Source organism: Stutzerimonas stutzeri SDM-LAC (assembly GCF_000235745.1).
Classification (GTDB): domain Bacteria; phylum Pseudomonadota; class Gammaproteobacteria; order Pseudomonadales; family Pseudomonadaceae; genus Stutzerimonas; species Stutzerimonas stutzeri_H.
Window position 1 is genome coordinate 1 of the sequence record NZ_AGSX01000087.1, and the last position, 3087, is coordinate 3087.

Annotated in this window: 3 protein-coding genes and 3 tRNA genes; all 6 read left to right on the plus strand. The window is 53.5% G+C overall.

Annotated features, from left to right (window positions below; translation table 11 throughout):
• Positions 1-132 precede the first annotated feature (132 nt).
• The 6 genes from birA (at position 133) to PSTU_RS0110110 (ending at position 2927) form a co-directional block, all read left to right on the plus strand.
• Positions 133-1098, plus strand: coding sequence for a bifunctional biotin--[acetyl-CoA-carboxylase] ligase/biotin operon repressor BirA (birA, locus tag PSTU_RS0110085; protein ID WP_019340913.1), 966 nt, complete (start codon positions 133-135; stop codon positions 1096-1098).
• Positions 1088-1828 (plus strand): type III pantothenate kinase, encoded by a 741-nt coding sequence (locus PSTU_RS0110090; RefSeq protein WP_019340914.1) that lies wholly within the window; start codon positions 1088-1090, stop codon positions 1826-1828. The genes birA and PSTU_RS0110090 overlap by 11 nt, the downstream gene beginning before the upstream one ends.
• 10 nt (positions 1829-1838) lie before the next feature.
• Positions 1839-2504 carry an SPOR domain-containing protein gene (locus PSTU_RS0110095; protein ID WP_019340915.1) on the plus strand — a complete coding sequence of 222 codons (666 nt, stop codon included), beginning with the start codon at positions 1839-1841 and terminating at the stop codon, positions 2502-2504.
• Positions 2505-2644: 140 nt separating this feature from the next.
• Positions 2645-2729 (plus strand) — tRNA-Tyr (locus PSTU_RS0110100).
• Positions 2730-2753: 24 nt separating this feature from the next.
• Positions 2754-2827 (plus strand) — tRNA-Gly (locus tag PSTU_RS0110105).
• A gap of 24 nt (positions 2828-2851) precedes the next feature.
• A tRNA-Thr gene (locus PSTU_RS0110110) sits at positions 2852-2927 on the plus strand.
• Positions 2928-3087 lie beyond the last annotated feature (160 nt).

Sequence of the window (3087 nt, forward strand, 5' to 3'; positions counted from 1 at the left end):
GGTCATCGTCAAGCTTCTACACCAAACCCCCGATCATCGAAAGATGGCCGGGGGTTTGTCTTTGGGCGTGGGAAAAAAGATCGATGGCCTTGAGCAGTATCGATATCATGACTGCCGCCTGCTGGAGGGCTTATGAATAGTTTGCTACGGTTGCTCAGTGACGGTCATTTTCATTCTGGCGAAGAGCTAGGAGCTGCTCTTGGTGTAAGTCGGAGTGCGGTGTGGAAATATCTGCAGCGACTTGAGAGTGACTTTGGTCTTGAACTATTCAAAGTGCCAGGTAGAGGGTATCGCTTAGCCGAACCCCTTTCGCTATTGAATTACGAAGACAGCTCTGCCGTCTTGGCTCGCCTCGGCTGGAATCTCTACCTGCGAGAGACAATCGACTCTACCAACGCTGAGGCGTTGAGGTTGCTACAGTCAGGCGTGCCGGCACCATTTGTAGTATTGGCTGAGGGGCAGACTGAAGGGCGCGGGCGTAGGGGGCGCAAGTGGGCGAGCCCTCCTGGACAAAATGTGTATTACTCCTTGGCGCTGAAAGTAGCCGACGGCCTCCAGGGGCTGTCTGGATTGAGTCTAGTCGTTGGTTTGGCTGTTCTCGATGCTCTTCGCCGCTTCGGTGTCCAGGGCGTTGGGCTTAAGTGGCCGAACGATGTATATGCGAACGGGCGGAAAATAGCGGGCATTTTGATTGAGCTGAATGGCGATCCGGCGGATCTGTGTCATGTGATTATCGGGATTGGAGTAAATGTGAACATGGGGTCGAACGCCGTCAGCATCGACCAGCCTTGGACGACTGTGCGGGAGCAGACGGGGCGCCTGGCGAGTCGCGCCGATTTGGCGCATTTACTCAGTGAATCCTTGTGTCGCTATATAGGCCGACACTCTCGCGAGGGCTTCTCTTCGTTGCGGGAAGAATGGGAAGAAAACAATATCTGGCACGGCAGGAGCTGTGTCTTGAGTACCGGCGCCCAGCAGATCAGGGGGCTGATGACGGGCATAGACGATCAGGGGGCCCTGCGTCTCTGGATTGAAGGGCAAGGGGAGCAGCGCTTTAGTGGCGGGGAGTTAAGCGTGAGGCTAGACCATGATTCTTGAGCTCGATTGTGGCAATAGCCTCATTAAATGGCGCGTCATCGCAGATGCCAATGGGGCGTTGCTAGTGAGTGGTGTCGCAGGGCAGCCGATGGAGCTAGTTCAGGAATTGCTCAGTCAAAGTCTAGGGGGCATCAATCGTTGCCGCTTAGTTAGTGTTAGGGGGGACGCGGAGACCAATGCGTTAGTAGGAGAACTTGAGGGTGCGCTGGGCGTGGGAGTGCAGAGGGTGTGTCCGGCAAAGCAGATCGCTGGGGTTGTTAACGGCTACTGGGAGCAAAACCGTTTGGGCTTGGACCGGTGGTTAGCGATCATCGCGGCCTATCATATGTGTCGTGGGCCCTGTTTGGTCATCGACCTAGGCACTGCCGTCACTGTAGATTTGGTTGCCTTTGATGGGAGGCACCTGGGTGGTTATATTGCCCCGGGCATTGCGCTTCTGCGTGGGCAGTTGCTCGCTCACACTCGTCGCATCCAGTACGAGCCAGCGGAGTCATCCAATGCGTTGGATGATATTACCCCTGGTAGAAGCACGGTCGAGGGTGTCGAACGAGGTTGTTTGATCATGTTGCGAAGCTATGTTGCCAGCCAGATTGGCTTCGCCGGAGATCAATTAGGTAAAGACTTCACCATCTATGTTACTGGCGGGGACGCAGCACTGGTTGCAGATTTCCCTGGGGTGAGATGCGTGCCGGATCTGGTTTTCAGCGGGCTTGCGTTAGCGTGCCCCTAAAGAGGTATCCATGCGCTGGCTTTTGATGTTGCTGGTAGTGCTAAATCTCCTGTTTTACTTTTATAACGTCAATCGGCGGTCTTTTAGCGTTGAAGACGAAGTGGCTGCGCCTCGTGCTGCTTCTTCAGAGTCTGACATACAGCTGCTGAGCGAAACGAAGCCATTGGCGCATCGTAACCCCTCGAATGAGGCCGAATCCGGCTGCCTATTCCTTGGTGGCTTCGACCAGGAGTCGATCGCATTAGCCATTGAGCAGCGACTGCTGAGCCTGGATATCGACTCTCGCGTCAAATTTATGGATGAGGCTGCAGGTATCGACTATTGGGTGTATCTACCACCGCTTGTATCTCGACAGGCATCGCTACGTCAGCTGAAGGAGCTGCAGTCTCGTAATATTGACAGCTACATAATCACTGTAGGTGATCTGTCTAACGGGATTTCTCTAGGTATATTCTCTCGCAAGGACTCTGCGGAAAGCGTGGTCAATCGTCTGCAGGGTATCGCTTATGCTGCATCGATCCGCGAGCTGCCTAGAACCCATAGGCGTTACTGGGTCCAAGTAGCGGGAGCGCGACAGCATCTCCTGAGCGGTTCGTTGCTTAGCGATCTAAAAAAGGATTTTCCGGAGCTTGAGCATCAACAAATGCCCTGTTCAAGCGTTGCAAACTCGGAATAGTTCTCATAGAATGGCGCCCGCTCTGCAGTGCAGCCTTCAAGGCTGAATGTAGGCAAGCTGTCGAAGGAGCTAACCTCAAGATTTTATTGAGAAAACGCTTGACAGTTTAGAGGTTGGCAATGAAAATGCCGCCTCGTTTTGGAGGGGTTCCCGAGCGGCCAAAGGGATCAGACTGTAAATCTGACGTCATCGACTTCGAAGGTTCGAATCCTTCCCCCTCCACCAGTTTTAGCGTCAGCTCCGGCTAGCGCGGGTATAGTTTAGTGGTAGAACCTCAGCCTTCCAAGCTGATGATGCGGGTTCGATTCCCGCTACCCGCTCCATGTTTGTGTGACGCAATACGATACGCTCATGTAGCTCAGCTGGTAGAGCACACCCTTGGTAAGGGTGAGGTCAGCGGTTCAAATCCGCTCATGAGCTCCAATATCAAAGGCAGATATGTGAATATCTGCCTTTGTTTTAATGGTGGCGTGACTAGCTCAATTCAACGATGGGAGACGGTCTCGATGGCTAAAGAAAAATTCGAACGTAACAAACCGCACCTGAACGTCGGTACCATTGGTCACGTCGACCATGGCAAGAC

Bases quoted from the DNA above. Each gene is read 5' to 3' on its own strand.
- birA (WP_019340913.1), top strand. From the start codon at position 133: ATGAATAGTTTGCTACGGTTGCTCAGTGACGGTCATTTTCATTCTGGC.
- PSTU_RS0110090 (WP_019340914.1), top strand. From the start codon at position 1,088: ATGATTCTTGAGCTCGATTGTGGCAATAGCCTCATTAAATGGCGCGTC.
- PSTU_RS0110095 (WP_019340915.1), top strand. From the start codon at position 1,839: ATGCGCTGGCTTTTGATGTTGCTGGTAGTGCTAAATCTCCTGTTTTAC.